General features: G+C 71.9%; 19 protein-coding genes and 1 tRNA gene. 12 read left to right on the top strand and 8 right to left on the bottom strand.

Annotated elements, in window-relative coordinates; translation table 11 throughout:
• Positions 1 to 61: 61 nt before the first annotated feature.
• The 5 genes from KUA19_RS28920 to KUA19_RS28900 all read left to right on the top strand — a co-directional run bounded on the left by KUA19_RS28920 (position 62) and on the right by KUA19_RS28900 (position 6873).
• Positions 62 to 496: a Rieske (2Fe-2S) protein gene (locus KUA19_RS28920; protein ID WP_217400862.1), complete on the top strand. Its 435-nt coding sequence runs from the start codon at positions 62 to 64 to the stop codon at positions 494 to 496.
• Between the two features lie 103 nt (positions 497 to 599).
• Positions 600 to 1547, top strand: coding sequence for a hypothetical protein (locus tag KUA19_RS28915; protein WP_217400860.1), 948 nt, complete (start codon positions 600 to 602; stop codon positions 1545 to 1547).
• A 3-nt stretch (positions 1548 to 1550) separates the two neighbouring features.
• Positions 1551 to 3263: a M16 family metallopeptidase gene (locus KUA19_RS28910; protein ID WP_217400858.1), complete on the top strand. Its 1713-nt coding sequence runs from the start codon at positions 1551 to 1553 to the stop codon at positions 3261 to 3263.
• A gap of 100 nt (positions 3264 to 3363) precedes the next feature.
• Positions 3364 to 5247, top strand: coding sequence for a right-handed parallel beta-helix repeat-containing protein (locus KUA19_RS44110; protein ID WP_217400856.1), 1884 nt, complete (start codon positions 3364 to 3366; stop codon positions 5245 to 5247).
• A 198-nt stretch (positions 5248 to 5445) separates the two neighbouring features.
• Positions 5446 to 6873 carry a hypothetical protein gene (locus KUA19_RS28900; RefSeq protein ID WP_217400854.1) on the top strand — a complete coding sequence of 476 codons (1428 nt, stop codon included), beginning with the start codon at positions 5446 to 5448 and terminating at the stop codon, positions 6871 to 6873.
• A gap of 7 nt (positions 6874 to 6880) precedes the next feature.
• Here KUA19_RS28900 and KUA19_RS28895 read toward each other — a convergent pair.
• Together KUA19_RS28895 and KUA19_RS28890 are read right to left on the bottom strand one after the other, a co-directional pair.
• Positions 6881 to 6957: transfer RNA gene (locus KUA19_RS28895), tRNA-Arg, on the bottom strand.
• Positions 6958 to 7067: 110 nt separating this feature from the next.
• Entirely contained in the window at positions 7068 to 8036 is a 969-nt protein-coding gene (locus tag KUA19_RS28890; RefSeq protein WP_308167701.1) for an alpha/beta hydrolase, read from the bottom strand.
• Between the two features lie 164 nt (positions 8037 to 8200).
• Between KUA19_RS28890 and ssb the strand changes: the two genes are divergently transcribed.
• The 4 genes from ssb to KUA19_RS28870 all read left to right on the top strand — a co-directional run bounded on the left by ssb (position 8201) and on the right by KUA19_RS28870 (position 12465).
• Positions 8201 to 8857: a single-stranded DNA-binding protein gene (ssb, locus tag KUA19_RS28885; protein ID WP_217401080.1), complete on the top strand. Its 657-nt coding sequence runs from the start codon at positions 8201 to 8203 to the stop codon at positions 8855 to 8857.
• A 70-nt stretch (positions 8858 to 8927) separates the two neighbouring features.
• Positions 8928 to 10460, top strand: a complete 1533-nt coding sequence (locus KUA19_RS28880) for a cobyric acid synthase (RefSeq protein WP_217400852.1) — start codon at positions 8928 to 8930, stop codon at positions 10458 to 10460.
• Positions 10457 to 11032: a uridine kinase family protein gene (locus tag KUA19_RS28875; protein ID WP_217400850.1), complete on the top strand. Its 576-nt coding sequence runs from the start codon at positions 10457 to 10459 to the stop codon at positions 11030 to 11032. Before KUA19_RS28880 ends, KUA19_RS28875 begins: the two co-directional genes overlap by 4 nt.
• A gap of 59 nt (positions 11033 to 11091) precedes the next feature.
• Positions 11092 to 12465: a dipeptidase gene (locus KUA19_RS28870; protein ID WP_217400848.1), complete on the top strand. Its 1374-nt coding sequence runs from the start codon at positions 11092 to 11094 to the stop codon at positions 12463 to 12465.
• Between the two features lie 126 nt (positions 12466 to 12591).
• Here the strand turns inward: KUA19_RS28870 and KUA19_RS44105 are convergent, their stop codons facing one another.
• Positions 12592 to 13347, bottom strand: a complete 756-nt coding sequence (locus KUA19_RS44105; protein WP_217400846.1) for a hypothetical protein — start codon at positions 13345 to 13347, stop codon at positions 12592 to 12594.
• A gap of 162 nt (positions 13348 to 13509) precedes the next feature.
• Entirely contained in the window at positions 13510 to 14283 is a 774-nt protein-coding gene (locus KUA19_RS28860) for an SURF1 family cytochrome oxidase biogenesis protein (protein ID WP_308167700.1), read from the bottom strand.
• Between the two features lie 175 nt (positions 14284 to 14458).
• On the opposite strand from KUA19_RS28860, the gene KUA19_RS28855 reads away from it, so the two are divergent.
• Positions 14459 to 15058 (top strand): GNAT family N-acetyltransferase, encoded by a 600-nt coding sequence (locus KUA19_RS28855; RefSeq protein WP_254550257.1) that lies wholly within the window; start codon positions 14459 to 14461, stop codon positions 15056 to 15058.
• Positions 15059 to 15136: 78 nt separating this feature from the next.
• Here the strand turns inward: KUA19_RS28855 and KUA19_RS28850 are convergent, their stop codons facing one another.
• Positions 15137 to 17260, bottom strand: coding sequence for a transglycosylase domain-containing protein (locus KUA19_RS28850; RefSeq protein ID WP_217401071.1), 2124 nt, complete (start codon positions 17258 to 17260; stop codon positions 15137 to 15139).
• Positions 17261 to 17430: 170 nt separating this feature from the next.
• Here KUA19_RS28850 and cobT point away from each other — a divergent pair, with 170 nt between their 5' ends.
• Complete coding sequence (gene cobT, locus KUA19_RS28845; protein ID WP_217400844.1) at positions 17431 to 18510, top strand: nicotinate-nucleotide--dimethylbenzimidazole phosphoribosyltransferase; 1080 nt, start codon at positions 17431 to 17433, stop codon at positions 18508 to 18510.
• A gap of 137 nt (positions 18511 to 18647) precedes the next feature.
• A complete protein-coding gene (cobA, locus tag KUA19_RS28840; protein WP_217400842.1) occupies positions 18648 to 19841 on the top strand; it encodes a uroporphyrinogen-III C-methyltransferase in 1194 nt (397 codons plus the stop codon).
• Here cobA and KUA19_RS28835 read toward each other — a convergent pair whose 3' ends face one another.
• From KUA19_RS28835 to KUA19_RS28825, 3 genes are all read right to left on the bottom strand, one after another.
• On the bottom strand, positions 19842 to 21311 hold the full coding sequence (locus KUA19_RS28835; RefSeq protein ID WP_254550256.1) for an AAA family ATPase: 1470 nt from the start codon (positions 21309 to 21311) through the stop codon (positions 19842 to 19844).
• Positions 21312 to 21448: 137 nt separating this feature from the next.
• A complete protein-coding gene (gene otsB / locus KUA19_RS28830; RefSeq protein WP_217400840.1) occupies positions 21449 to 23992 on the bottom strand; it encodes a trehalose-phosphatase in 2544 nt (847 codons plus the stop codon).
• Entirely contained in the window at positions 23989 to 25410 is a 1422-nt protein-coding gene (locus KUA19_RS28825) for an alpha,alpha-trehalose-phosphate synthase (UDP-forming) (RefSeq protein WP_217400838.1), read from the bottom strand. The genes otsB and KUA19_RS28825 overlap by 4 nt, the downstream gene beginning before the upstream one ends.
• Positions 25411 to 25519 lie beyond the last annotated feature (109 nt).

The raw sequence follows: 25519 nt of genomic DNA, 5'->3' as shown, positions 1-25519 counted from the left end.
AAGCCACCCGTACCCCCGCTAGTGTCGCCAGAAGGCGATCTCGAAGCGGGGGTGCGGGGAAATGGTGGACACCGGAGCGACGCGGCGCGTGCTGCTGGCCGGAGTGTGCGGGGCAGGTCTGGGCGCGGTGAGCGCGGCGTGCGGCGGAGCTGCCGGTCCGCCGGAGGCGGGCGCGAGCAGCACCGCGAAGGCGGCGCCGACCGGGCCGGTGGTGCTCGGTCCGGTGACGGACGTGCCGGTGGACGGGGGGAAGGTGTACGAGACCGCCCAGGTCGTCGTCACCCAGCCCCAGCAGGGCGTCTACAAGGCGTTCACCTCGGTCTGCACGCACCGCCAGTGCCAGGTCGGGTCGGTCGCGAGCAACCAGATCAGCTGCCCGTGCCACGGCAGCAAGTTCTCCGCGGAGGACGGCAGTGTGATCAACGGACCCGCGACCCTGCCGCTCGAAGCCAAGAAGATCACCGTCGACAACGGTCAGATCGTCCTGTCGAACTGACCCGGGACCACCCGACCGTCCGGTCTGCTTCGACGGACCGGACGGCCGATGACCAGTGAATACGGGGCTGCGCCAAGGTCAGCACTGACCTAGGATGCCCCGGGTGAGCACCCCCCTGCACAGCCCGCCCGACTTCCGGCCCGAGGCGGCGTTTCCCGAATTCGCGTCGCTCAGGGCGGCCGCGCGCGCCGGTGACTGGCCGGCGGTGGCACGGCACTTCGACGGCCGTACCGGCACCGACGAGATCGTCGTGCTCGCGCTCGAGGTCGCCGAGGTTCCCGGCGTGGAGGCGATGCTGGCGAAGGCCGCCGCCGAAGAGGAGTCCTCGACCCTGCCGGAGCTGCTGCTGGGCGCCCGCTGCCTGGAGCTGGCGTGGGAGGCCCGCACCAGCAGGCTCGCCAAGTACGTCAGCCGCGAACAGTTCGCGCGCATGCGCGAGCACCTGTGCAATGGCGAGCAACTGCTGATCGACGTGACCGCGGTCGAGCGGCACAACACCGCCGCGTGGACGATCCGGATCAAGAACGGGATGGGGCTGAGCACCGGCCTGGCCGAGGCGCGCCGCCGCTACGACCAGGTGGCCGCGCACGACCCGCACTCGTACCGGGCGCAGATCGCCTACCTCAACCAGATCTACCCCAAGTGGGGCGGCAGCTGGGAGATGGTGTGGGCGTTCGTGCGCGAACGGGCCGCCGCCGCCCCAGCGGGCGCGATCAACGCGACCCTGGTCGCCGAGGCCTACTACGAGCAGTACCTGTGGACCGAGGGGGAGGAGCGCCGCCGGTTCTGGCAGCGGGCCGAGGTCATGAACGAGCTGTACGCGGCCGCGCAGCGCTCGGTGCTGCACCCGGCGTTCCGTCCCGGCTACGGCTGGGTCGGCGCGCACAGCCAGTTCGCGGCCCTGTTCTGCCTCGGCGGGCGGCATGATCTGGCGGCACCGCACTTCCGCGCGCTGGGCGGGCTGGCCAGCGACTCCCCGTGGTCCGATCTCGGCGAGACAGCGGCCGAGGCGTTCACCAAGCACCGCGCGATCGCGCTGAAGAAGGGCTGACCCGTGCTGTACACCACCGAGGTCGACGGGGTCCCCACGCTGGTCGCGCCGACGTCCGGCCCGATGAACGTCGGCCTGGTCTTCCGGGTCGGCCAGGCCGACGAGACCCTGCCCACGCACGGCATCACGCACCTGGTCGAGCACCTGGCGCTGCACGACAGCGGCCTGTCCGACTACCACTACAACGGGGCGACCGCGTCGGTCTACACCCACTTCCACATGCAGGGCACCGAGGCCGACGTGGTGACGTACCTCGGGAAGGTCTGCGCCGGGCTGCGCAACCTGCCGATGCACCGGCTGGAGACCGAGAAGGAGATCCTGCGGACCGAGGCCCGCTCCCGCGGCGGCTACCCGTCGATGCCGCTGTGGCGCTACGGCGCCCAGGGCTACGGGCTGCCCAGCTACCCGGAGTGGGGCCTGTTCCGGCTGCGCCCCGACGACCTGCGGTCCTGGGTGGACAGCTACTTCACCCGCGACAACGCGGTGCTGTGGATCGCGGGCAACGGTGTGCCCGCCGGGCTGCGGCTGGACCTGCCCGGCGGGGCGCGCCGCCCACTGCCCGTGCCCACCTCGGCCCTGCCGAGCACACCCGCCTACTTCTGCGGCGACGACGCCAGCGTCCTGCACACCGCCGTGGTGCGCCGCAGCACCCCCGCCCGGATGTACGCCGACGTGCTCGAGCGGGCGCTCTACCGCGAGCTGCGCCAGGAAGGCGGCCTGTCCTACACCGCCTCCACCTCGTACGACCCGCGCAGCGACGGCTATGCCACCGTCTCGGCGTACGCCGACGCGCTGCCGGAGAAGCAGGGCGCGGTGCTCGGCGGGTTCGTGGACGTGCTGGCCCGGATGCGGCTGGGCCGGATCGAGGAGCACGACCTGACCTCGGTGCGCACCAAGACGCTCGAGAGCCTGAATCACCCGGAGATCGAGGCGGCCCGGCTGCCCTCGCACGCGCTGAACCTGCTCACCGGGCAGCCGGTGAGCAGCGCCGAGCAACTGCGCGCCGAGATCGTCGCGACGACGCTGGACCAGGTGCGCGAGGTCGCGGTCGAGGCGGCGGGCACGGCCCTGCTGCAGACCCCGGCGCGCGCGCAGGCCGACTGGGCCGGGTTCGTCGAAGCACCGAGCACCTCGACGACGGTCGCCTCCGGCAGCCGCTACACCTACGTCGAGGATCCGCAGTACGCCCTGATGGTCGGCGCGGACGCGGTGAGCGTGGTCCAGCCCGAGAGTTTCCAGACGGTCCGCTACGCCGAGTGCGCCGCGATGCTGGTATGGCCGGACGGGGCGCGACGGCTGGTCGGCAACGACGGCATCGTCGTACACCTGGAACCGACCCTGTGGCACCTGAACGGGGCGGGCCTGAGCGTGCTCGACCAGGCGGTGCACCCGTCGTTGCACATCCCGATGCCCGCGCGCGACTCGGAGGCGATTCCGAAGCCGGACGGCGCCAAGAAGGCGGGACAGGCGCGGAGCTCCACCGCACCGGTCAGCGGCGGCCGCAACGTGCTGGAGATCGTCGGCATGGTGCTGCTCGGGCTGCTCTCCGGTTTCTTCGCCCTGATCGTCCTGCTGTTCGCGATCTACATGCTCACCGCCGACAAGCTCGAATCCGAGGACTGGGCGACGGTCGCCTGCTCCGGGGTGGGCGCCGCGGTGTTCGGGGTGCCGCTGTTGCTCCTGGTCCGGGCCAGGAGGAAGCGCAGGAGCCGATAACCGACAGTGGCTCGTAGCCGACCGCGCGCTGGTGCGGTCGGCCACCCGCGCGCAGGCTCTCACCGACCGGGCACGCTCCGCCCGCCCTCGGGAGGCTTCCATGCGCCGCACCCTCGCTCTGGCCCTGCTCCTGCCCGCCCTGGTGCTGCTGCCCGCGGCACCGGCGCAGGCGGCGACGGTCACCGTCACCACCACGGCCGACGTGGTCAACGGCGGTGACGGGCTCACCTCGCTGCGCGAGGCGGTCGACGCCGCCAACGCGGCGGGCACGCCGACCACCATCGCGCTGGCGGCGGGCACGTACCCGCTGGACCTGTGCAGTGCCGACGAGGACGCCAACGGCGGCGGCGACCTGGACGTGACCACCGCCCAGCCGGTGACCGTCGACGGTGCCGGGGCGGTCGTCACCCAGACCTGCGCCGGGCAGCGGGTGCTGGAGACGCTGGACACCGCGGGCACGGTGGCGCTGCAGAACCTCACCCTCACCGGTGGGCACGGCAGCGGCGCGGCCGTGTCGTACGGCGGTGATCTGGACCTGACCGGCGTGACCGTCAGCGGCAACGACGCGGGCGGCGGCGCGGTGCTCAACAGCGGCGACGGCGTCTCCGGTGCCCGCATCGACCTGATCGACTCGACCGTCGGGCCGAACATCGGCACCGGTATCCGGGTCTCCTTCGGCACCGTGCACATCACCGACTCGGTGATCTGGCAGAACACGCTGCGCGGCGCGGGCCTGATCGACGGTTCGCTGACCGTGTCCGGCTCGACCGTCACCCAGAACGGCACTGGCGGCCTGAGCACCACCGGCCAGGGCAGCGGCCTGTTCACGCTGACGAACTCGACGATCTCCGACAACGGCGGCACCGGCGTCACCTGTTCGGCCTGCGGGCACCTGGAGATCACCGGATCCACCATCACCGGCAACCACCCCGGCACGAGCAGCCCCGGCGGCGGCATCACGGTCAACGCCGACCAGGACACCCCCACCGACGACCTGCACGTGTACGTGGTCGACTCGACCGTCAGCGGCAACACCCGCGACGGCGCCGGCGGCGGCCTGGGTGTGTACATCCTGGAGAACACCGACAGCCCGCCGCCCGCGCAGATCGTGCTGACCCGCTCGACGTTCAGCGCCAACGGCGCCTCCGGCCCGTCCGGGCGCGGCGGCGGCGTCTACGCCGAGACCGGCGAGCTGCGCGTCGACGACTCGACGCTGACCGGCAACGCCGCCTCGGTGTCGGGCGGGGCGGCGTACACCCAGAACGGCGACGTCTTCCTGCGCCACGCCACCGTGTCTGGCAACTTCGGCCCCACCGGCTCGAACATCGCCACCGGCGAGGACCTGCACGCCTTCGCCTCGGTGGTGGCGCTGGGCACCGGCGGCGCCGACGAGTGCGCCATCGCCGGGACCACCACCTCGACCGGCTACAACGTCGGCGGCGACGGGTCGTGCGCGTTCGTCGCCGGACCCGGCGACCTCAACACCACTCCCGACGCGGGCCTGCTGAGCCTGGCCGCCAACGGCGGCCCGACCCAGACGCTGCTGCCCACCGCGACCAGTCCACTCAACGGCCGGGTGCCCGCGGCGGCCTGCACCGAGCTGACCGTCGACCAGCGCGGCCTGGCCCGGCCGCAGGGCACCGCCTGCGAGACCGGCGCGGTCGAGGTCGCCGAGGCGCCGCCGGTGCCCCCGGCCCCGGCCTGTACCAGGACCGGCACCCCCGGCCCGGACGTGCTGGTCGGCACCGACGGCGACGACGTGCTGTGCGGGCTCGGCGGTGCCGACACGCTGCTCGGCGGGCGCGGCGACGATGAGCTGCGCGGCGGCGACGGCAACGACCTGCTGATCGGCGGTGCGGGCGACGACGTACTGCGCGGTGGCGCGGGCAACGACCTGCTGATCGGCGCTCCCGGTCACGACGTCTTCGACGGCGGCCTCGGCAGCGACCTCTGCGCCCGCGTACCCGGCCCCCTCGTCTGCTGACCCGCCCTTTCCTTCGCGCGTCGCGCTTCGCGCCGCCTCGCGTTGTTTGGCTGCAGTTCGGGGAAACCGCAGCCAAACAACGCCGAATTCGTGCAGTTTCCCCGAAACTGCACGCCGCCGCCGCGCGCGGATGAGGCGGCGGCGGCGTGCAGTGAGCAGGGAGGGCTCGGGTGGACGCGAGTGTCCACAATGGGCGGCATGGTTCCTGAGGTGATCAGTGCGGCTGAGCGGGCGGTGGTGGACGGGTTCGGCACCGGATCGGTCGTGGATCTGAGCGAAGCCGAGGATCGGGAGGTACGCGCCGAGGTGCTGCGCGGGCTGCTCCTGGGCGGATCCGGTGGCGAGTCGGCTCGGCTGGCTCGGCTGCGGCTGACCGGCGCCCGGATCACCGGCCCGCTCGACCTCGACCACGGCCAGGTCGAAACCTCGGTCACCCTGCAGAACTGCGCGTTCACCGACCGGATCCGCTGCTACGGCGCCACCCTGCGCCATCTCGACCTGCAGGGTTGCCGCTTCCCGGGCATGGTCGCGTCATACGCCGTCTTCGCGGGCACGCTGAACCTGCGCGACAGTCACAGCAGCGCGACCGTGCACCTGATCGGTGCCCGGATCGAGGGCTCGCTGATCCTCAACCGCGCCCAGCTGACCGATCCGGAGCTGGCGCTGTCGGGCACCCGGTTGCACGTCGGCGTCGACATCCTGGCCCAGGGCGGGTTCGTCTGCCATGGCGAGCTGCGGCTCAACGACGCCGAGATCGGCGGGGCGATGCGCTGCGAGGGTGCGACCCTGCGTAACCCGGGTGGCAAGGCATTGTTCGCCCCGGATCTGAAGGTCGGCGCGGTGGCGAACCTGTGCGACGGATTCACGGCCGAGGGGGCGATGCGGTTGGCGTACGCCCAGATCCGTAGTCGGCTCTGCTTGGACGGCGCGTCGCTGTCCGGGGGTGCGCAACCGCTGCTCGACCTGCGCCACCTGGAGACCCGGGAGCTGACCATGCTGACGATCGGCCCCGTCGACGGAGAGGTGGACCTGCGCAACGCGCGCCTCGGTGTGCTGCGCGACGACCCGGCCACCTGGCCGGGGCGGCTACGGTTGACCGGGGCGAGCTACGAGATCCTGTCCGGGCGGCACCTGGGCGCCGGGCGGCTGCCGTGGCTGCGCCGCGACCCCGACGGCTACCAGCCGCAGCCGTACGAGCAGCTGGCGGCGGTCTACCGGCGCGCCGGGCACGAGCCGGACGCGCGCGCGGTGGGGCTGGCCAACCAGCGCGACCGCCGCGCCACGCTCGGCCTGCTGGGACGGCTCTGGGGACACGCCCAGGACCTGCTCATCGGGTACGGCTACCGTCCGCGCCGCGCGGTCGTGGCGCTGGCCCTGCTGGCCACGGTCGGCACGGCCGTGTTCGCGCTGCACCCGCCGATGGCGGCGGTGCCCGCCGAGGCGCCGCAGTTCAACCCGTTCGTCTACACGGCCGACCTGCTGATGCCGCTGATCGACTTCGGACAGGAGCAGGCGTTCCATCCCCGGCCCCCGCTGACCTGGCTCGCGTACGGCCTGATCCTGAGCGGTTGGATCCTCGCCACGACGGTGGCCGCCGCCGCGACCCGACTGCTGCGCCGCGACTGAGCGGTGCTGGTGCGCCCGGCAGGACTCGAACCTGCGACCTGAGGATTAGAAGGCCCCTGCTCTATCCGGCTGAGCTACGGGCGCGCGTAGTGAAGGCTACCGTGACCGGGCGTCGCGGTGATCGGCTACCCGGTCGGAGTCGACCACGATCCTAGGTCAGAGACAGGCTGCCGAGCAGGTATTTATCGCCGTGCTCAGCCGTGGACGTAGGTCGACAGCCAGCGGTCGGCCTCGGCGAAGAACGCGTCCCTGGCCGGGCGCCGCGACAGGGTCAGATCGTGCTTGCCGCCGTCGATGCGGACCAGGGTCAGGTGGCGGCCGAGCGCGGGCGCCCAGCGCACGATGTGATCCACGTCCAGCACCGCGTCGGTCTCGTGCGCCGCGTCGGTCCAGCCCCGCTGCCGGTAGGACTGCGTAGAGCAGGCGACGAAGATCGGCATCCGCAGGTCCAGGCCCGCGTGCAGGCGCTGCTGTCCGGCCCGGATCGCCTTGATCCAGGCCACCCGCACCGGGAACCCGGCCACCGGCTTCCAGTCGACCCGGAAGTCCCACTCGCCGTCGTGGTCGCGGTGGATGCTGCGGCCGTAGAGCCGGGGCACCTTCAACGGCACGACGCGGTACGGCGCCCGCCGGGCCAGCGAGCCCACCGCGCTGACGGCCGGTCGACGCATGAACCAGGGCGCGTTGAAGTCGAAGAACGGGCTGTTGAACAGCAGGCCGTCGACGGTGCTGTCGTCGCCGCGAGCCTGCGCCCACAGCGCCGTGATCAGTCCGCCGGTCGAGTGCGCGGCCACCACCAGCTTCTCGTGGCCGTCCTGCTCCCGGATGATCCGGGCGGCGGCGTCGAGTTCCGGGAAGTACTCGTCCATGCTGCGGGTGAAGTTGGGGGTCTGGTGCTCGAGCAGACTGCGGCCGTACTTGCGCAGGTCGATGGCGTAGAAGTCGTAGCCGCGCTCGACGAAGAAGTCGGCCAGGTGGGTCTGGAAGAAGTAGTCGTTGAAGCCGTGCACGTAGAGCACCGCGCGGGTGGTGGGCTGGGCCGCGCGGCGGCTCACCAGCGTGGCCACCACCGGGCCCTGGTCGTCGTCGGGCAGCGCGATGACCCGCTGCCGGTACGGCTCGCCCAGGATGTCGATCTGCTCGCCCACGATGTCGGTCTGCACGCTGGAATGTTACCGCGAAGTAGCGCTCGGCATAACAGATCATTTGGCTGTTCGGGCCGTCGTCCCCAATAGGGTCGCCGTCCACAGGCCCGACGCTCACGTGGTGGCTCGCAAGCCCGCCTGCCGGAAGTCTCATCGGCGTCGGACATCGAGAGGAGATGGCAGTGTTCGATACGTATGTCACGATCGTCGGGAATGCGCTGACCGCGCCGGAGTGGCGGCGTACACAGCAGTCCGGGCAGCTCGTGGCCAACTTCAAGGTCGCCTCCACCGCGCGGCGGTTGGATCGGGCCACCGGCCGTTGGGTCGACAGCAACAGCCTGCGGGTGCGGGTGAACTGCTGGCGGCGGTTGGCCGAGGGCGTGGCCAGCTCGGTCATGATCGGCGATCCGGTGATCGTCACCGGACGCCTCTACACCCGGGACTGGCTCGACGAGGAGGGCCAGCACCGGGTCATGTACGAGCTGGAGGCGGTCGCGGTCGGCCATGACCTGTCCCGGGGGCGGGGACGGTTCGCCCGTACCAAGCCGGGCACCGGCACCAGTGCGGTCGAGGACGGCTCGGCCGAGTCCCGGGTGGGCAACGAGGAGACGGTGGCCGCGCCGGACCTGCGGGTCGGGCCCGACCCCGACGATCCGCTGTTCGCCGACGACTTCGGCGACGCGTTCGGGCTGGACCCGGTCTCGGCGCTGCGCGGCGGCGGCATGACCGCCGAGCTGGTCGGCGGTCGCCCGGTCGGCGAGGAGGACGAGGACGACGACCTCGACGAGGTCGACGACGAGCAGCCCGTCGCGCGCGAGCGCGTCCCGGTCGGGGTGTAGCGGAGGTGAACAGGGGGCGGCCGGAGGGGTTCGCTGAGGGACCGGCCGTCCCCGCGCCTACGCTGACGGCATGAGCGGGATCTTGATCGCCGGCACCACCTCCGACGCGGGCAAGAGCGTGCTCACCGCTGGGGTGTGCCGCTGGCTGCACCGGCGCGGTGTGCGGGTGGCCCCGTTCAAGGCGCAGAACATGTCCAACAACTCGGCCGTGGTCGTGGACGAGACCGGACGCGGCGGCGAGATCGGGCGGGCCCAGGCGCTGCAGGCCGTCGCCGCCGGGCTCGCGCCGCAGGTGCGGTTCAACCCGGTACTGCTCAAGCCCGGCAGCGACCACAGCAGCCAGGTGGTGCTGCTGGGCCAGGCCGTCGACACCATCGACGCGGTCGACTTCCGGCGGCTGAAGACGGCGATGTCCGGCGCGGCCTACGCGGCCTTCGACGAGCTGTCCCGCGAGTACGACGTGGTCGTGTGCGAAGGCGCGGGCAGCCCCACCGAGATCAACCTGCGCGAGCACGACTACGTGAACATGGGCCTGGCCCGGCACGGCAACCTGCCCACGATCGTCGTCGGCGACATCGACCGGGGCGGCGTCTTCGCGGCCATGTTCGGCACCGTGGCGCTGCTGGACCCCGCCGATCAGGCACTGGTCGCCGGATTCGTGGTGAACAAGTTCCGCGGCTCGCGCGAGCTGCTGCAACCCGGCCTCGACATGATCGAGAAGGCGACCGGCCGCACCGTGTACGGCGTGCTGCCCTTCGACGTGGACCTGTGGCTCGACGCCGAGGACGCCCTCGCGTACGGCAAGGTGCTCGGGCGGCCCGGCCCCGCGCGGGGCACCGAATGGCTGCGGGTGGCCGTGGTTCGGCTGCCGCACATCTCCAACGCCACCGACGCCGAGGCGCTGGCCTGCGAACCGGGCGTCAGCGTCCGGCTCACCGTGGAACCGGCCGAACTCGCCGAAGCTGACCTGGTCGTGCTGCCCGGCACCAAGGCGACCGTCGCCGACCTGCGCTGGCTGCGCGACACCGGGCTGGCCGACGCCATCGCCGGGCACGCGGCGCGCGGCAAGCCGCTGCTGGGCATCTGCGGCGGCTTCCAGATGCTCGCCGAGCAGATCACCGACGAGGTCGAGAGCCGTCGCGGCATCGTCGACGGGCTCGGGCTGCTGCCGGTGCGGATCGCGTTCGCGCCGGAGAAGGTCCTGTCCCGACCGGCCGGGTCGGGGCTGGGGGCGCCGGTGCGCGGCTACGAGATCCACCACGGCCGGGTGGCTCACCGCGACCCTGGCCTCGCCCCGCTCATCACGTACGACCAGGGCGAACCCGAGGGTGCGGCGGCCGGCCACGTGTTCGGCACCCACTGGCACGGCGCGTTCGAGTCCGACGAGTTCCGGCGCCGCTTCCTCACCCTCGTCGCCGGGATCGCCGGGCGGCCCGGCTTCGCCGTGGCGCCGGACACCGGCTTCGCCGCGCTGCGCGAGGCGACCGTCGACCGGCTCGGTGACCTGGTCGAGGAGCACCTGGACACCGAGGCGCTGTGGCGGCTGGTGGAGCAGGGACCACCGGTGGACCTGCCGTTCCTGCCCCCGGGTGCGCCCGCATGACACCCCAGGAGATCGCCGAGCTGGTGCGGGCCGCGCCGCCGAAGTTGGGCGGCACCCGGCTGGTGCTGGTGGACGGGCCGAGCGCGTCGGGCAAGACGATGTTCGCGGCGCTGCTGGCGCGGGAACTCGGCCGCTCCGAACAGGGCGGCGAGTCGGCGGAGCCGGTCGACATGGTGCACACCGATGACCTGCTCGACGGGTGGGACGACCAGTTCACGTACTGGCCGCGGCTGGAACGGCAGGTCCTCAGGCCGCTGCGGTTCGGCGCGCCGGGTGGGTACCACCCCTTCGACTGGCAGCTCGGCCGCTTCGGCACCGAGTGGGTGACGGTGTGGCCCACCGACGTCGTGATCGTCGAGGGTGTCGGGGCGGCGCGGGCGGAGGCGCGGCAGTGGGCGTCGCTGTCGGTGTACGTACACGCGCCCGCCGCCCTGCGCCGGGCCCGCAGCATCCTGCGCGACGGCCCCGCCATGCAGGGCGTCCTGCGGGTCTGGCGGCACCGCGAGCTGATCCACTTCGCCGCTGACGCCACCGCCGACCAGGTCGACCTCCGCATCGACGGCTCCGGCTAGCCCCCTGGGGCTGTGGATCGCTGTGCGGGCCGATGGGGCGGCGTGTAAGGATCATCTGCATGACGACCCTCACTGTTGACCAGCTACGCGCTGCGATCGAGCGCGAGCTGCCGGGCGTACGCGCCGACCTGGAGGCCCTGGTCCGTATCCCCGGTATCGCCTTCGACGGCTTCGACTTCGCCCCGCTGGAGCGCTCGGCCCAGGCCGTGGCCGGACTGCTGCGCGGTGTCGGCCTCGAGGTCGAGGTCAGCCGCATCGGCGACGGCCACCCGGCCGTCATCGGCCGCCGCCCGGCCCCGCCCGGCGCGCCCACCGTGCTGCTGTACGCCCACCACGATGTGCAGCCCGTCGGTGATCTGAGCAAATGGGAGTCGGATCCGTTCGAGCCCACGGAGCGCGACGGCCGCCTGTACGGCCGGGGTGCCGCCGACGACAAGGCCGGCGTCATGGCGCACGTCGCCGCGCTGCGCGCCTTCGGCTGCGGCACCCCTGACGACCAGCTGCCGCTCGGCGTGGTCGTGTTCATCGAGGGCGAGGAGGAGTTCGGCTCCGACTCGCTGCCCGAACTGCTGGCCAAGCACCGGCAGGAGCTGAGCGCCGACGTCATCGTCATCGCCGACTCCGGCAACTGGGACATCGGCGTGCCCGCGCTCACCACCTCGCTGCGCGGCATCGTCAACTCGTTCGTGGACGTGCAGGTGCTGCACTCGGCCGTGCACAGCGGCATGTACGGCGGCCCGGTGCCCGACGCGCTGACCGTGCTGTGCCGCCTGCTGGCCACCCTGCACGACGACAACGGCGACGTGGCGGTGCCCGGCCTGGTCAGCAAGGCCGCCGCGCCGCTGGACTACCCGGAGGACCGGTACCGGGCCGAGGCCGGAATCCTCGACGGGGTCGAGCTGATCGGCACGGGCCGCATCGTCGACCGCATGTGGACCAAGCCGTCGCTGTCGGTGCTGGGCATCGACGCGCCGCGTACCGCCGAGGCGCCCAACGCGCTGGTGCCGTCGGCGCGGGCCAAGCTGAGCATGCGACTGGCGCCGGGCGACGACCCGAAGTCGGCGTACCAGGCGCTGCAGGCGCACCTGGAGAAGCACGCCCCGTGGGGCGCGAAGATCAGCTTTGAGTTCGAGCACGACGGCAACCCGTGCGTGATCGACGCGACCGGCAAGTACTTCGACGCCGCCCGCGCCGCGTTCACCACGGCCTGGGACGGCACCGAGCCGGTGGAGATCGGGGTGGGCGGGTCGATCCCGTTCATCGCGACCTTCCAGGAGGTGTACCCGGAGGCGTCGATCCTGGTCACCGGCGTGGAGGACCCGAACGCGAAGGCGCACGGCCCCAACGAGAGCCTGCACCTGGGCGAGTTTGCCCGGGTCTGCCTGGCCGAGGCCCTGCTCCTGCACAACGTCGCCGAGGCCGCCAAGTCCTGACCCGCGCCACGGCTTCCGTTGCTCTTCAGGCCGGCCTGTCCAGCGGATGATCCTTCGAGATCTGTCCGCTGGATGGGCCAGCGTCATTGCTGAACGCGGTGCCGCGCGGGCGCCGCTCGGCAGGCCTTACAGGGCCGCCAGGGAGCGTACGTAGTTGACCTGGGCGTGCAGGTGGGCGATCACGCGCTGGTCCGACACCGGGATGCGCACCACATAGTGCCGCCCGGCGTTGGCGATCGAGATCTGCACCGACCCCTCGTACGTCGTCTCCTTGACCAGCAGGAACAGCAGGCTGAGGAAGCACAGCAGGAAGAACAGCAGGATCGCGCAGACCACCGCCCAGGAGGGAATCCGCTGCCTGCTGTGGAACTGGTCGTTGACCGTCCACTGGGAGCCGCGCAGCGGGATCTCCCCGGCCGGGGTGATGATCGTCGTCGCGGTGACCGCGACCTCCCCGAGCTGCACCAGCACCGGCCCCCCGGAGCCGACGCGCACCGGGAGGGGGGCCGCGGACGGCAACCGCAGTCGGGGCGGGGCGGGCGGGTTCACCGGAGGCATGGGCGGTATGGGCGGCACCGCGGCGGATTTCGCGACCGACGGCATCGGCGGGGTGCCGACCGCGGCCGCTTCGATGGGGTGCACCCGCATGGGCGCGATCCCCATCGGGTCCGGCGGTCGCATCCGTACCGTCGGTTGGGCGGGTTCTGCCGGCGGGGGCACGGCGGCTCGACCCGACGGCGCGGGCGGCTCGGCGGGCTCGGGCACCTCGGCGGTGGCCCGGACGCCGAAGCCCGCCAGCGGCTCGGTGGGCAGCGGCAGCGTCGGCGGCAGGAAGGGGTTGGGCCGGTCCGCTTCGGGCTGGTCGGGCTGCTCGTCGGTCACCACCGCACCATAGCGGTCACGCGCTCGAACCACAGCCGTCGTGTGTCGCCGTGGCAGCCGATCCGGCCGTCGCAGTGTGGTTGAGAAGGGGCCCTTCCTCTACGCAAAGCGAGCAGAGTCGCAGCTCGTCTCGCTGACGCGAGCCGACGAAGGGGCCCTTCCTTACGTCAGGGCGGGGGTGGGGGAGGGGGCGGTGGGGTCGGCGGCGGTCAGTTCGCGCAGGTCCTTGCGGGCGAGCAGGCCCACGCCGACGAGGGCGCCGACCGAGAAGATCCACCACTGGACGGCGTAGCCGAGGTTGAGCCAGGCGTTCTCGTGGCCGACCGGGATCGGGGTGAGGCCCTTGGCGCCGGGGGTGTCGCCGTCGGCGAGCACGTATGCCCCGAGCACCGGGTACGGCAGCTTGGCCGCGATCGGGCCGACCGCCGCGCGCCGGGTCTCCCAGCGGCCGAACCGATGCTCGATCGCGCCGGGCGAGGACTCGCTCAGGTGCACCCGGCCGACCACCGTCACCGTCCCGGCGGGGGCGGCGGGCACGTCGGGCGCGGCGGTGATGCCCTGCGGGTTGGGCTTGACCCAGCCCCGGTTCACCAGCAGCGCGGTGCCGTCAGCCAGCCGCAGCGGGGTCAGCACCTCGTAGCCGACCTCGCCCTCCACGGTGCGGTTGCGCAGCAGGATCTCCTGGCTGGGGTCGTACTGGCCGGTGGCGCTGACGCGGGTCCAGGCGTGGTCGTCGTCGGGGGCGGTGCCGGGCGGGCCGAGCACGTCGCGCACCGGCACCGGGGCGACCACGGTGCTGGCGTCGATGCGGTCGTTGATGGCCGAGCGCAGCTCGTACCGGCTCCACTGCCATCGGCCGAGCAGCACCATCACGAACGAGGCGAGCACGGCGGCGAGGAGGATTCCCAGCCAGCGGGGGGTCAGGAGGGAGCGCACCCGGGCAGTCTACGGGTATGCCCGAGTTGTGAGTTCTATCACGCCCAAACGGCTGACCCGTCACTCAGACGACCGTATGGTCCACCAGGTATGGTGCAACTTCGAGTCGCCCCGGGCGCTCTACCTGATGCAGGTACGCCCAGGGCAGGCGCGCACCCCCGACGATGGAGTCAGCATGTCGAGCCTCATGACCGCAGGTGTGGCCGGGCGAGGCAATCTCGCCATTCGCCGTTTCCCGACGCTTACCGTGCAGACGCCCAGGCTGGACGTGCGGCCGCTGACCGTCGCCGACGCCGATCCGGTGACCGACATCTTCGCCGACAAGCAGACCCAGCGCTGGCTGCCGTTCCCGCAGGAGTTCGGCGAGATCGAGGGCCGGTCCTGGTGCACCGAGATGGCCGCCGAGCGGCGCGACAGCGGCATGGGCGACCACTACGGCATCGTGCGGCGCGAGGACCAGCAGCTGGTCGGGTGCCTGTGGACCAAGCGCACCGACTGGGTCGGGCGGGTCACCGAGATCTCGTACGCGGTCTCGCCGGACGCGCGCGGCCTGGGCATCGCCCCGGAGGCTGTGGACGTGCTGGCCCTGGCGCTGGTGCTGGAGCACGGTTTCCAGCGGATCGAGCTGCGGGTCGCGCCGGGCAACACCGCCTCGCGCCGGGTGGCGGAGAAGGCGGGCTTCACCTACGAGGGCCTGCTGCGCAACGCCGGATACGTGCACAGCGGCCGAGTCGACCTGGAAGTGTGGTCGATCGTCGCGGCCGACCTGCGCTGACATGCGCCACTGACATGCGCTGCTGACATACGCCGAAGGGGCGCCCCGGTGGATCGGGGCGCCCCTTCGGCGTATCCGCTACTTGCTGCCGAGGATCGAGTCCGGCGGCGGGGTGAACTGCTTGACCGGCTTGCCCTCCAGCGCGTCGCGCAAGGTGTAGGACACGGTCTCGATCGGCTTCCAGGAGTTCCAGTCGCCGGTCACGTGGAACGGGTTGTCCGGGTCGGCCATGAAGCTCGCCGCGGCCAGTTCCTTGGTGAAGCCGACGAACCAGGCGGCGCGGGTGTCGTCGGTGGTGCCGGTCTTGCCCGCCACCGGCCGCTTGACCATGCCGTACACGCCGGGCGCCGTCGACCAGTTGCCGCAGGAGCCCTTGGCGGCGCCGTAGCCGGTGACGCAGCGCATGGCGTCGGTGGCGGCGCGGGCCACCGCCTTCGTGACCTCCTGGCGGCAGCGGGGCGTGGCGACCGGGACCTGCTTGCCCTTGACGTCCATCATCGCCGGGCTGCCGTCGGGGTTGGTGATCCCGATGACCGGCAGCGCCTCGCAGTACTTGCCCTCGGCCGCCATGGTCGCGTACGCGTTGGCCATCTCCAGCGGAGTGGTGTCGGCGACGCCCAGGGTGAACGAGCCCCAGCTCTTGGCCTTGGCCGGGGACGCCTGCAGCTTGTCGATGTCGGTCCGCCAGTGCAGGCCCAGCCGCTCGGCCATGCGGACCGCCTTGTCGGCGCCGACCTTCTGCTCCAACTGCACGAAGTAGGTGTTGACCGACTTGCCGAAGCCGGACCACATCGCGTGCTTGCCGGTCATCGCGCCGCTGGCGTTGACCGGGCACCAGTGGCCGCCGCCGCAGGAGCCGCGCTCGCCCCAGCCCGCGAAGTAGATGGAGCGGTAGCGGTGCGGGGCGTAGAACCAGGTGTTCATCTTCAGGCCCGCGTCCAGCGCCGCGACCATGGTGAAGATCTTGAACGTGGAACCGGCCTGGTAGCCGGGCAGGTTGCCGCCGCCCAGCAGCGGGTTCACCGTGTTCGGGTAGTTGCCCTTGATCTTCCCGCCCCGGGCCGGGTCGGTGTGCGCGCCGTTGTTGGCCTGGTCCAGCGAGTAGTTGCGGTTGACCGCCATCGCCTTGACCAGACCGGTGCCCGGCTGCACCACGACCTCGCCGAGGGCGTACGAGCTGCCGATCGGTTGGCGCTTGGTGACGTGGTCCATCGCGATGTCCTGGACCTTCGGGTCCAGCGACGTCACGATCTTGTAGCCGCCGCGGCGGAGGTTGTCCTCGCGCTCGCCGGGGTTGGCCCCGAACGCGGGCTGCGCGATCCACCAGTTCTTGAACATGTCGCAGAAGAAGCCCCAGCTGTTGTGCTGGGACGACACCGAGGTGCAGTCGTTGGGCGGATCGGTGATCTTGAGGTTGATCGGCTCCTGCTTGGTCTTCTCCGCCACCTCGGGCGTGATGTAGTTCAGCTCGCGCATCCGGTCGATCACGTAGTTGCGCCGCTGGGTCGCCGCGCTGCGGTCGGTGCCCGCCGGGTCGTACGCCGAGGGCGCCTTGACCAGGCCCGCCAGGGTCGCCGCCTCGGCCAGGCTGAGGTCGGCGGGCAGCTTGGAGAAGAAGATCTGCGACGCGGCGAAGATGCCGTACGCCCGGTGGCCGAAGTAGGCCACGTTGAGGTAGCGCTCCAGGATGTCGATCTTCGACATCTGCTGCTCCAGCTTGATCGCGAGGCGGGCCTCACGGATCTTGCGGAGGCTGGTCTGCTCGGTCGCCGCCATGACCTCGCTGGGGGTCTGCGCGCCGTCGCGCAGCGCCATGCGGACGTACTGCATCGTCAGGGTCGACGCGCCCTGCGACACCTCGCCCGCGGTGTGGTTGGCCACGAACGCGCGCGCGATGCCCTTCGCGTCGACGCCGTTGTGCTGGTAGAACCGCCCGTCCTCACTGGCCACGATCGCCTTCTGGATGTTCTCCGAGATATCGGCGATCGGCGCGTACTTGCGGTGCTCCTCGTAGAAGAGCGTGATCAGGGTCTTGCCGTCGGCGGCGTACACGTAGCTCGTCTGCGCCGGCGGCACGGTCTTGAGCTGCGACGGCAGGGAGTCGTAGAAATCGGCGCCGGCCTTGACGCCAAGGCCGCCCACCGCGGCCAGTGGATAGGTGACCGCGGCGACGACGACCCCCGCGATCAGCCCGGAGCGCATGATCGGCGCGAAACGTCCCGTGGCGGAAAGGGCCTCTTTGAGGCGGCTGAGCGGCTTCACCCCATAAAAGTAGAACAGCGTCCCCTTTATCCGGATTCAAAGCGGTAAAAGACGCGGCGTTTTCTCCCCCCGAGTCGGCAAGGCGACACGGGACGTGATGAGCTGGCAAGGTGACGAGTGAGCTATTGGGCCTAACGATCGAGTCCGTACGTCCGCTCGACGGTCCCGCGATCGAGCAGGCCCGCGAGCTGCAGGCCCGGCTGACCAAGCCCGCCGGCAGCCTCGGCGCGCTGGAGGAACTGTCCGAGCGCCTGGCCGGACTCGCCGGGTCCTGCCCGCCGCCGCTGCTCGAACCCGCCGAGCTGGCCATCTTCGCGGGCGACCACGGCGTACACGCCCAGGGCGTCACGCCCTGGCCGCAGGTGGTGACCGCGCAGATGGTGGGCAACTTCCTGGCCGGGGGCGCCGCCGTCAACGCGCTGGCCCGGCAGACCGGAGTAGGGGTCACCGTGGTCGACGTCGGCGTCGCCACCGACGTGCCGCCGGCCAAGGGACTGATCTCGGCCAAGGTCCGGGCGGGCACCCGGGACATGACCGTCGAGCCCGCGCTCACCCGCGCCGAGACCACCGCCGCGCTGGAGGTGGGCATCCAGATCGCGCACCAGCTCATCGACGGCGGCGCCCGCATCCTGCTCACCGGCGACATGGGCATCGCCAACACCACCGCCTCCGCCGCGCTCATCGCCGCGTTCACCGGCCGCGAGCCGGGCCTGGTCACCGGGTACGGCACCGGCATCGACGCGCCCACCCACCTGCGCAAGGTCGAGGTCATCGGCAAGGCGCTCAGCCTGCACGGCCACCTGTGGCAGAACGACCCGGCGCGTGACCCGATCGCGGTGCTCGGCGCGGTCGGCGGGCTGGAGCACGCGGCGCTGGCCGGGTACATCCTGGGCGCGGCGTCGCGGCGGGTGCCGGTGATCCTCGACGGCGTGATCGCGGCCGCCGCCGCGCTGGCCGCCGCGGCGCTCGCCCCCGACAGCCGGGATGCGATGATCGCGGGGCACCGCTCGGTCGAGCCGGGCGCCGACGTCGCGCTGACGCGGCTGGAGTTGGCACCCCTGCTCGACCTGGGCCTGCGACTGGGCGAGGGCACCGGCGCCGTGCTCGCCTATCCGGTGGTGGCCTCGGCGGTACGCGTACTGCACGAGATGGCCACCTTCGACAGCATCGACATCGCCCCCGCACCCTGAGTCCTCACCATCCGCCGACGCCGATCCGACCCGGTTCGTTCGCAAGTCTTAAAGGCTCGCGGGCCCCGTGACGGCGGTGAAGGCGCGACGCTTGAGTGACCCGGCGAGCGCGGCCGGGCGGAAGGCAAGGGGTGGACGTGTCTGAGTTGTACCCGCTGGGGTTGCGGTTGGACGGGCTGCCGGTGCTCGTGGTCGGCGGCGGCGCGGTGGCCACGCGGCGCGTGCCCGCGCTGCTGGCGGCCGGAGCGCGCGTGCGGCTGGTCGCGCCGGAGCTGACCCCGGCCCTGCGCGGCCTGGCCGACGCCGAGCGCCTGGACTGGGCCCCGCGCGCCTTCACCGAGGACGACGTCGAGGGCGTGTGGCTGGTGCAGGTAGCCGTGGACGACCCGGAAGCGGCCCAGCGGGTGTCGGCCGCCGCGGCGGCGCGGCGGATCTTCTGTGTCCGCGCCGACGACCGGCACGCCGCCACCGCGTGGACCCCGGCCGTGGCCAGGCACGGCGCCGTCACCGTGGCGGTGCTCGCCGGGGGCGAGCCGAAGAAGGCGATGGCGGTTCGCGACCGGGTGGCCGAGCTGCTGGCCACCGACGCCGAGACCGTGTCGGAGTCGTACCGGGGGACCGTGGCCCTGGTCGGCGGCGGCCCCGGCGACCCGGAGCTGATCACCGTCAAGGGCCGCCGCCTGCTGGCCGCCGCCGATGTGGTGGTCGCCGACCGGCTCGCGCCCGGCCTGCTGCTCGACGAGCTGCGCCCCGAGGTGGAACTGGTCGACGTGGCGAAGCTGCCGTACGGTCCGGCCGCCCAGCAGGAGGAGATCAACCGCATCCTGGTCGAGGGCGCCAAGGCGGGCCGGTTCGTGGTGCGGCTGAAGGGCGGCGACCCGTACGTCTTCGGCCGCGGCGGCGAGGAGGTGCTGGCCTGCGCCGAGGCGGGCGTATCGGTGACCGTGGTGCCCGGCGTGACCAGCGCGATCTCCGTCCCGGCCGCCGCCGGGGTGCCGGTCACCCACCGCCGGGTGGCGCACGAGTTCACCGTCGTCAGCGGCCACATCCCGCCGGACCACCCGGACTCGCTGGTCGACTGGCCCGCGCTGGCCCGGCTGCGCGGCACGCTGGTGGTGCTGATGGGGTTGAAGAACCTGCCCGCGATCACCGCGACGCTGCTGGCCCACGGGCGCCCCGCCGACACCCCGGCCGCGCTCGTGCAGGAGGGCACCACCGCCCACCAGCAGGCCGTACGCGGCACCCTGGCCGAGCTGCCGACCCTGGCCGAAGGGTTCCGCCCGCCCGCGATCGTCGTCGTCGGCGACGTCGTCGGCGTCCTGCCGGACTGATCAGCTCCCCTGGTAGATCCGGGTCAGGTCGACCAGTACGACATCGTCGCGGGTCGCGGCGGCGGCGTGCAGGTCGGCGGTGAACCCGGATCGTCCGAACAGGATCAGCCGGACCGGATCGGGCGTCGCCTCGGCGGGCAGCATGCCGCGCAGATGCTCCAGCCGCTCCAGCTCCGCCGGACCGACCGGACCCTGCCCCGCCTTCGCCTCGCCGATGGCCAGGATGCGGTCGGCCTGGCCGGGGCGGGCCTCCCAGACCACGGCGTCGAGTTCGTGGCCGGTCTGGTGGGTGCGGCAGGCGAGCTGGCTGGGCAGCACCCGGCCGGCGACGCCGCCCAGCGTCTCGGGCGAGGCGTGCCGCAGGCACCACTGCCGGGCCAGGTCCTCGAAGTGCGGCCCGTAGATCTTCGACTGGACGGTGTCGGCGTTGCGGGCCCACACGTCGGCGGCGCGGCCGCCCACGAGTTCGGCCTCGTGCCGGGCGCTGATCAACTGGTACAGCCGGACCACCGGTTCGGTGATGCGGTAGACGGTGCGCCTGCTCCGCAGCGCGTCGTCCACCGCTTCGACCAGCCCGATGTCCTGCAGCCCGTCGAGCAGGTGCGCCAACGACGTCGCGGGACGCCCGAGGTCGGCGGCGATCTCACTGCGCCGCACGTGGCCCACGCTCAACGCGGTCAGGATCGCCGCGTACGACGTCGGGTCGGCGATGGACGGGTCCTCGCGCAGCAGCAGGCTGCCCTCGCGGAACATGGCCGAGGCGGGGTTGATGATCCGTCGCTGCACCCACCGGTCGAAGTCGCCGCGGTCGCGCGGCCCCGTCCCCCCGCTCATCTCCAGGTAGGCCGGTGTCCCGCCGATCAGTGCGTGCACCTTGAACGCCAGCTCGGGATCGTCGAGCCGCCAGAACGCGGCCGCCTCGCGGTAGCCGAACGGCCGCACCACCAGCTCCAGCACTGCCCGGCCGCGCAGCGGTGCGCTCGCGCTGAGCAGGGTCGCCATGGTCGTCAGCGCGCTGCCGCAGAGGACGAGCCGCGCCTGGGTGTGCTGCTTGGCGTGGCCCAGCGGGCTCAGGGTCTGCTGCAGGTAGGACGGCAACCCGGGGGAGGACGCGACCAGGTAGGGAAACTCGTCGAGGATGACGGGACGCGGGCTGTCCGCGCCGAGGCGCACCAGTTCGTCGAGGGCTTCGGGCCAGCTCTGCGGCGCCAGTGGGGCACCCAGGCCGCGGTGGTCGGCGATGGCCCGGCCGAGGTCGGCGAGGTTCTGGTGTTCGCTCTGCTGGGTGGCGCCGAAGAAGAAGCCGCCGGTCTGCCGGGCGAGCAGTTCGAGCATGAGGGTCTTGCCCTGGCGGCGGCGACCGTAGACCAGCCCGAGCGTGGCGCCCGCGACCTTCGCCGAGACGAAGTCGGTCAGCTCCTCCCACTCGGTGATCCGGCCGTGCAGCTGGTCGGGCTTGGTGAGGTCCATCCGCCGCCTCCAGGCTCGCGATAATTATAGCTAAAACTATAATAGGCGAGACTATAACTTTCGACACGCTGGGTGCGTTAAGAAGGGCCCCGTCTACCTCGCAAAGCGATAAGAAGGGGCCCTTCCTTACCTCAGGGTTACTGGGACAGGAGCTGGGCGCAGCGGATCAGGCCCAGGTGGCTGTAGGCCTGCGGGTGGTTGCCCAGGCCGCGCTCCAGGTCCGGGTCGTACTGCTCGGGCAGCAGGCCGGTCGGTCCGGCGGTGGCCAGCATCTGGTCGTAGAGTTCCTGCGCGTCGGCGCGGCGGCCGGTACGCAGGTACGCCTCGATCAGCCACGCCGTGCAGATGTGGAAGCCGCCCTCCTTGCCGGGCATGCCGTCGTCCCACTTGTACCGGTAGACCACCGGTCCCGAGCGCAGTTCGGCCTCGACCGCGAGCACCGTGTCCAGGAAGCGCGGGTCGTCGTCGGCCAGCAGCCCGGACAGGCCGATCCACAGGCTCGAGGCGTCCATCTCCGGGAACCCGTACGCCACCGTGTACGCCTTGGTGCCCTCGTGCCAGCCCTGGTGCAGCACGTTCTCGGCGATCCGGTCACGCAGCTCGACCCACTCGGGCCGCTCCTCGTTGGTGTGCCGCTCCAGCACCTTCAGCCCGCGGTCCACCGTCATCCAGGACATGACCTTGGAGTACACGTGGTGCCGCGGTGGGAGGCGAGCCTCCCAGATGCCGTGGTCGGGCTCGTGCCAGCGCTGGCTGACCGCCTGCACCATGGCCTCCATGACCCGCCACTCCTCGTGGCGGATCTTGCCCCGGCGGTCGGCGACCGCCATCAGCACGTCGGCGACCGGGCCGAACACGTCGAGCTGGAGCTGCTTGTTGGCGGCGTTGCCGACCCGGACCGGGCGCGAGCCCGCGTAACCGGGCAGGCTCTCGATCACGGCCTCGGGGCCGAGCTCGTAACCGTCGACGGTGTAGAGCGGGTGCAGCCGCTCCGGGTGCCCGCCGGTGCGCTCGACGACGCCGTCGACCCAGCGCAGGAACTGCTCGGCCTCGGTCAGCGAGCCGAGGTCGACCAGCGCCTTGACGGTCATCGCGCCGTCGCGCAGCCAGCAGAAGCGGTAGTCCCAGTTGCGGATGCCGCCCAGCGTCTCCGGCAGCGACGTGGTCGCCGCGGCGATGACGCCGCCGCCCTCGAAGTGGCACAGCCCACGCAGCGTCAGCGCGCTGCGCAGCACGACATCGCGCTCGCTGCCGTTGGGCAGCTCCAGCGAGGCGGCCCACTCGCGCCACGGCTGCTCGACCGCCTCCAGGCGGTCGGTGGTGCTGCGCGGGTGCGGGGTGAGGTCGTGGCTGCGCATGCGCATCTCGAGCAGGGTCTCGCCGCCGAGCTTGGCCAGGTCGATCACCGCGCGGGCGGTGTCGTGCCCGCCGTCGTCGATGACGTCCCACTCCACCCCGGGGGAGTACAGGCTCAGGTGCTCGCTGGTGCCCAGCACCAGCAGCCCGTCACTGAGCGCCTGCAACTGCACCGGCACCTGCCCGAACTCCGGCCGGGGCGCGAACTCGACCCGGACCACGGTGTTGCCGGACAGTCGCCGCATCAGGCTGTCGCCCTCGAGCCAGTCGGTCACGGTCAGGCCGGACCAGCGGGTCTCGATGGTCATCGTGCCGTTGCGGTAGCGCTGGCCCAGCGGGTGGCCGCCGCGCTGCGGGCCGACGCTGAAGTGACCGGCCGGAGCGCCGCCGAGCAGGTCGGCGAAGATCGCCGCCGAGTCCGGGCGCGGGTGGCACAGCCAGCTCATCCGGGCGTCCGGGCTGATCAGCGCCACGGTACGGCCGTCGGCCAGCATCGAGTGGCGCTCGATCGGCACCGCCCGCTCGCCGAACAGCCAGTTGCGGCGGGTGTCCAGCAGCAGCCCCAGGATGCGCACCGCCTGCAGCGGGTCCTGCACCCGGTGGGCCGCCGCCGTCTCGCCACTGCCGACCTTCACGCCGATGTCCTTGCCGGACAAACTGCGGAAGGCGTTCTCGTCGGTGACGTCGTCGCCCATGAACAGCACGGCACCGGCCGACACCTGGCGGCGCAGCTCGTCGATGGCGGTGCCCTTGTGCGAGGCCAGCACCGACAGTTCGAGGACCTCCTTGCCCTCGGTGGTGTGCACGCCGGGCCAGGCGGCCGGGCCGCAGCGCACCGCGTCGGTGATCGCCGAGGCGACCGGGCGGGAGGCGGTGCGCAGGTGCACCGCGATGCTGGCGGGCTTGTTCTCCAGCCGTACGCCCGGATGGGCCGCGGCGATGCGCTCCAGTTCGTGCTGCAGCCGGGTGCGCAGTTCGACCTGGTCGGGCGCCAGCCGCTGCACGAAGCCGACGTCGAACTCCGAACCGTGGCTGCCGACCAGATGGACCTCGCTGGGCAGCCGCGACAGCGCGGCCAGATCCCGCAACGCCCGGCCGGAGACCACCGCCACGGTGGTCTGCGGCAGCGTGGCCAGCGATCGCAACGCGGCGACCGCCTCGGGCAGCGGCGCGGCCGCGGCCGGGTCCTCCACGATCGGCGCGAGCGTGCCGTCGTAGTCGCACGCCACCAGCAGTTGCGGCACTCGGGCCAGCTGGGTCAGCGCGGAGCGGAGGGCGGGGTCGAAACCGTCGCGATCTAGATCGACGGTGGTGCCCAGGGTCATGTTGTGGCTCCCAGTTCGGTCAGGAAGTCGGATGCCCAGCGCGCGACGTCATGGCGGCGCAGATGCCGCTGCATGACGCCCATTCGGCGCCGAGCCTCGTGTTCGTCGACGGTGACCGCCCGCATCAGGGCTTCCTTGACCGCGTCCAGGTCGTGCGGGTTGCACAGGAATGCCTGCCGCATCTCACCCGCAGCCCCGGCGAACTCGCTCAGCACGAGCGCCCCACCGTGGTCGAGGCGGGCTGCGACATACTCCTTGGCCACCAGGTTCATGCCGTCCCGCAGCGGAGTCACCATCATCACGTCGGCCGCGCAGTAGAGTGCGGCCAGCTCACTGCGACTGTACGACTGGTGCAGGTAATGGACGGCAGGCACGCCGACACGGCCGAAATCACCGTTGATCCGGCCCACCTCCCGCTCCACCTTGATGCGCAGCGCCTGGTAGTGCTCGACCCGCTCGCGACTGGGCGTGGCGACCTGGACCATGACCGATTCCGGCACGGTCAGCTTCCCCGCGGCCAGCAGCTCCCGGTACGCCTTGAGCCGGTGCTCGATGCCCTTGGTGTAGTCGAGCCGGTCCACGCCCAGGATGACCGTCTTCGGGTCGCCCAGTTCGGCGCGGATCTGCTTGGCCCGCTCGCGCACGAGCGGGTTGTCGGCCAGCCGTTCCATCTCGCCGGTGTCGATGCTGATCGGGAACGCGTCCGCCTTGACCTGGCGGCCCTCGTACTCGATCACGTTGCCGTGGTACGGGGTCCCGAGCAGGTGCTTGGCCAGGCGCAGGAAGTTCTGCGCGGCCAGCCGCTGCTGGAAGCCGACCAGATCGGCGCCGAGCAGGCCGCGTAGCACCTCGGCACGCTGCGGCAGCTGCATGAACAGCTCGATCGGGGGGAACGGGATGTGCAGGAAGAACCCGATCTTGAGATCGGGGCGCAGCTCCCGCAGCATCGCGGGCACCAGCTGGAGCTGGTAGTCCTGCACCCAGACCGTGGCGCCGGGGGCGGCGACGGATGCCGCCGCCTCGGCGTAGCGCCGGTTGACCACCCGGTAAGCCTCACGCCAGCGCCGCCGGAAGACCGGCGGCTCGACGTTGTCGTGGTAGAGCGGCCAGATGGTGGCGTTGGACTGCCCCTCGTAGTACCGCTCGAGGTCGTCCTCCGACAGCGGCACGGGGTGGATGTTGATCCCGTCCAGCTCGAACGGCTCCGGGGCGTCGCCGGGCGTGCCTGCCCAGCCGATCCAGGTGCCGTGGTGCTCGACAAGCACCGGGTGCAGGGCGGTCACGAGCCCCCCGGGGCTGGGGCGCCAGCGGCGTTGCTGGTCTCCGGTGCCGGTCACCCGGCCGCCGGGCGTGTCCAGGGGGATCTCGTCCACGGGGAGCCGGTTGGCAACCACGACAAACGGGCTGCGATCGACCATCGCGGCCTCTCCTCCGATCGGTTGATCGTTGGCCATCCTTTGAGACTACTGGCGCAATCCGGAAGATGGATCATCGGCACGGTGATGACCGCAATACGTCGCGATAATC

Source organism: Catellatospora tritici (assembly GCF_019083965.1).
GTDB lineage: Bacteria > Actinomycetota > Actinomycetes > Mycobacteriales > Micromonosporaceae > Catellatospora > Catellatospora tritici.
The sequence above is the reverse complement of the archived record's forward strand: the minus strand, read 5'-3'. Positions and strand labels throughout refer to the sequence as shown.

Bases quoted from the DNA above. Each gene is read 5' to 3' on its own strand.
- KUA19_RS28920 (WP_217400862.1), top strand. From the start codon at position 62: ATGGTGGACACCGGAGCGACGCGGCGCGTGCTGCTGGCCGGAGTGTGC.
- KUA19_RS44110 (WP_217400856.1), top strand. From the start codon at position 3,364: ATGCGCCGCACCCTCGCTCTGGCCCTGCTCCTGCCCGCCCTGGTGCTG.
- KUA19_RS28900 (WP_217400854.1), top strand. From the start codon at position 5,446: ATGGTTCCTGAGGTGATCAGTGCGGCTGAGCGGGCGGTGGTGGACGGG.
- KUA19_RS28880 (WP_217400852.1), top strand. From the start codon at position 8,928: ATGAGCGGGATCTTGATCGCCGGCACCACCTCCGACGCGGGCAAGAGC.
- KUA19_RS28875 (WP_217400850.1), top strand. From the start codon at position 10,457: ATGACACCCCAGGAGATCGCCGAGCTGGTGCGGGCCGCGCCGCCGAAG.
- KUA19_RS28870 (WP_217400848.1), top strand. From the start codon at position 11,092: ATGACGACCCTCACTGTTGACCAGCTACGCGCTGCGATCGAGCGCGAG.
- KUA19_RS28855 (WP_254550257.1), top strand. From the start codon at position 14,459: ATGTCGAGCCTCATGACCGCAGGTGTGGCCGGGCGAGGCAATCTCGCC.
- KUA19_RS28850 (WP_217401071.1), bottom strand. From the start codon at position 17,260: ATGCGCTCCGGGCTGATCGCGGGGGTCGTCGTCGCCGCGGTCACCTAT.
- KUA19_RS28835 (WP_254550256.1), bottom strand. From the start codon at position 21,311: ATGGACCTCACCAAGCCCGACCAGCTGCACGGCCGGATCACCGAGTGG.
- otsB (WP_217400840.1), bottom strand. From the start codon at position 23,992: ATGACCCTGGGCACCACCGTCGATCTAGATCGCGACGGTTTCGACCCC.
- KUA19_RS28825 (WP_217400838.1), bottom strand. From the start codon at position 25,410: ATGGTCGATCGCAGCCCGTTTGTCGTGGTTGCCAACCGGCTCCCCGTG.